This window comes from Chryseobacterium polytrichastri, assembly GCF_900142445.1.
GTDB lineage: Bacteria > Bacteroidota > Bacteroidia > Flavobacteriales > Weeksellaceae > Chryseobacterium > Chryseobacterium polytrichastri.
The window spans coordinates 1-2578 of the sequence record NZ_FRAV01000085.1 but is presented as its reverse complement, the minus strand read 5'-3'; the positions used below and the strand labels follow the sequence as shown (position 1 = coordinate 2578).

Sequence of the window (2578 nt, the reverse complement as noted above, 5' to 3'; positions counted from 1 at the left end):
GCTAATTATTAAAGATATTGTGGAAAGATGCGGTGGGGATCCTAATAAAGTGAATGAAATTTTAAATCCAGAATGAGGTTTCGAACACTTATGGCAAGATGCTCGCACCAGCATGGGATCGTATTCTTGTATTTTCTTATAAACTAATTCTTCCATTTTTAAATAAAATTTTATTTAAAATAAATAGTTAAAAATTATTTATTCGTGACCACAATATTCCCATTATCATCAGTTTCACTTTCTAAATATCCAACAACCCTATCCCAATCTTCACTTAAAAAAAAGAGACCAGAATAGTTCTTACCATAAATATCTACTCCTTTTAATAGAATTCCAGAATCACTTTCCAAACCAATAATCAATTTATGTATTTGCTCGGCGAGCTTAAAATTTTCTTGACGAGTAGCAATACCCTTTCTTATTCCATATACTCCGATCATATTTTTTCTATCAAATCTTCCATCACTTAATCTTATCTGATAATCAGTAAATTTTCCAGATAAATTAACGGTTTGTTTTATTAAATTAAAAATATCTTCTTTTGTTTTCATTTCTTAAGGTTTTACATATTGTACATTTGCTCTTATTACAGGTCCAAAAATTAACCATTCATTTTCCTGCATTCGTTTAGCAGTAGGCGAGACATTTGGAATTGCATTTACACCAATTTTAAAACGTTTAGATAAGATTACTCCTGGTGCTTTACCCATTGCAGTAGCAAAATCTTGAGCGGTTGATTTGCTTGTTGTCCAAGATGTAAAAACAGAATAATTATCACCTATGGCATAATCATATTGGTCAGTTTCCTGAAGCTCCTTACCATTGTATTTGTAATTATACAACACCGCTCAACTTTGCAGAACTTGCCTACTTCATTTTTTCTCGTGCAAACAATTACTTTTTGAACGCTTCTCTGTTCGACGGTCCCAAAAATATGGATTTTTCAGTTGAAAAAAATGGGATTTCCCTGTTTTAAATTTCAACTGAAAAAGGTCAAAGATTTTTTTTGTTAAAAATTCAGCAACCCTATAAAAATAAAAACCACCGCAATAGCGGTGGTTTTTCATTATGCATTTCATGTGGGATACGAGCAAAGATGCTCGCACCAGCGTGGGGAAAATTTTATTTGCTGATTCTTTTCAATATTATATAAAAATTATAAGAATTATGTCCTAAAAAAGTTAGTAACTCCAAGTTGTTAACGCTCTTAAATATTAGATACCAATATATCTGGAATATTACCACTTGCAAGGGGGGAACCCTTTGAACCTCTTATAAGTCTTTAATTCTTTAACTTTATTTTATATCGATCTGTTTTACTATTATTAAAAATTTTATTTTTGTGATATAAAGATATTACACTTTCTAAATTTTTTAAAAAAAGTTCATCTGTTTTCCCTTCAAAGAATACCCCAGTCTTTTCAACAATTTTCTTTAAATCATCGAAACTTAAAATTTCATGATGATCCTTATTCCTAAAAAATAAATAATCCTTCCCTTCCGTGCTGTAAACTGTTCTAATTACATAGATTCCCGCATCTTCATTTCCGATTTCGCTTCCATTTAAAATATTTTTAGCATAAATACCTAATTTATTATTGACATCAATCTCACCATTTTTAATAAAAAATTGCTTTATAATTGAATCCATTTCTGATTTTTGTGCTTCGATATTATTCGGAATTAAAAATATTATTAAAAAAAATATAAGCTTTATTATTTTATTATCCATATTCTAATTGTTAAGAGATTGTCTTAAAATTTTATCTGAAACCTTTCGTGGATCTTTTTCCACTTCATCTCTTGTTGCTCCATTATGCTGCAACTTGATATTTTTTGGTGTTGAATGCTCTATTTCCTCTCCAAAGGCAGCTGATGCTAATTGAGACTCTGTAAGGTTAGTGACGTTTATATCTTTACCGTCTGATAATATTATTAAGGCTTGAGTTTCACCACCTTTAGTACTGTCCTTAATAACAGATACATAGTCTTCTATATTTTTTTCATAAATAGTAATGTTTGACTCTAATTTGCCTTCAGAATTTTTTTCTTTAGGAGTATTGGTCTTACCAAAAATAGGAGTATCACTATGTGTTGGGAGATCTTTTTCATTAATGTCAACTTTTATTGGATGATCTGAATTAACTAATTTATTAAATTGTTCTTTTCCTTTTTGGGTTTGTTGTAAATCACTTCCATATTTTTTTTCTTTTTCAGTAGCATATTGTGTATATCCTCCTTTACCACCATTTGCTTTAGTATCATATACTAATTGGCCATTTTTATTTCTCCAGTCTTCATTCTGCCTCCCATCAGGATCAATAAACCTAATCGGATTGCTAAATGCATAATTATACGGACTGTGACGAGTCATTTTTTCTGCAAGAGGATCAACAACACCCCATCTTCCGATATCCGGCATATACATTCTTGCCCCATAATCATACATACCCGTTTCTTGCAATTCCTTTCCATTATACTTATATTGATACGCATTCTGAGTAGTCAAAGCATAATTATGTAATAATCCAAAAGGATAGTAATTATTCGTTTCTACAATTTCACCAGGCTTCCAATA

The 2578-nt window shown here is 30.4% G+C and carries 4 protein-coding genes; all 4 read right to left on the bottom strand.

The genetic code is table 11. The features are described 5' to 3' along the window. Positions 1-194 precede the first annotated feature (194 nt). Positions 195-551 carry an enoyl-CoA hydratase gene (locus BUB80_RS23070; protein WP_073298073.1) on the bottom strand — a complete coding sequence of 119 codons (357 nt, stop codon included), beginning with the start codon at positions 549-551 and terminating at the stop codon, positions 195-197. A gap of 3 nt (positions 552-554) precedes the next feature. Continuing rightward, entirely contained in the window at positions 555-845 is a 291-nt protein-coding gene (locus BUB80_RS23065) for a hypothetical protein (RefSeq protein ID WP_175549650.1), read from the bottom strand. A gap of 437 nt (positions 846-1282) precedes the next feature. After that, on the bottom strand, positions 1283-1732 hold the full coding sequence (locus BUB80_RS23055) for a hypothetical protein (RefSeq protein ID WP_073298068.1): 450 nt from the start codon (positions 1730-1732) through the stop codon (positions 1283-1285). A 3-nt stretch (positions 1733-1735) separates the two neighbouring features. Beyond that, the coding region (locus BUB80_RS23970; protein ID WP_228433957.1) for an RHS repeat domain-containing protein at positions 1736-2578 on the bottom strand (843 nt) is incomplete at its 5' end.